This window comes from Paenibacillus sp. P5_B5 (genome assembly GCF_056400365.1).
Genome location: NZ_JBFULK010000049.1, coordinates 1 through 1,018 on the forward strand (window position 1 = coordinate 1; position 1,018 = coordinate 1,018).

Annotated in this window: 1 protein-coding gene; it reads right to left on the reverse strand. The window is 43.2% G+C overall.

The window, feature by feature from the left end; translation table 11 throughout:
* The coding region (locus AC1DOK_RS24430; protein WP_477556883.1) for an Ig-like domain-containing protein at positions 1 to 1,018 on the reverse strand (1,018 nt) is incomplete at both ends.

Sequence of the window (1,018 nt, forward strand, 5' to 3'; positions counted from 1 at the left end):
CGATAATCGCGACTGTGGATGTTGCTGTTCCACCGTTGCCATCACTTACATTTACCGTAAAGCTATCATTACCTACATAATCTTTGTTTGGTGTATAYGTCCAACTACCGTCTGRTTTTACAACCACAGTTCCATTTGTTGGCGCAGTTCCTTCGGYATACGTTAATGTATCTCCATCTGGATCTGTTCCCACCACGTTACCTGAMACTGGTGTGTTTTCCGGTGTTGTTGCATCATAATTCGGTACWGTTGGCACTTTATTTACTTTTGTYACGATAATCGCGACTGTGGATGTTGCTGTTCCACCGTTGCCATCACTTACATTTACCGTAAAGCTGTCATTACCTACATAATCTTTGTTTGGTGTATATGTCCAACTACCGTCCGGTTTTACAACCACAGTTCCGTTAGTCGGCGCAGTTCCTTCGGCATACGTTAATGTATCTCCATCTGGATCTGTTCCCACCACGTTACCTGACACTGRTRTGTTYTCCGGTGTTGTTGCATCATAATTYGGTACWGTTGGCACTTTATTYACTTTTGTCACGATAATCGCGACTGTGGATGTTGCTGTTCCACCGTTGCCATCACTTACATTTACCGTAAAGCTATCATTACCTACATAATCTTTGTTTGGTGTATAYGTCCAACTACCGTCYGGTTTTACAACCACAGTTCCATTTGTTGGCGCAGTTCCTTCGGCATACGTTAATGTATCTCCATCTGGATCTGTTCCCACCACGTTACCTGACACTGGTGTGTTTTCCGGTGTTGTTGCATCATAATTCGATACTGTTGGCACTTTATTCACTTTTGTCACGATAATCGCGACTGTGGATGTTGCTGTTCCACCATTACCATCACTTACATTTACCGTAAAGCTRTCATTACCTACATAATCTTTGTTTGGTGTATACGTCCAACTACCGTCTGGTTTTACAACCACAGTTCCATTTGTTGGCGCAGTTCCTTCGGTATACGTTAATGTATCTCCATCTGGATCTGTTCCCACCACGTT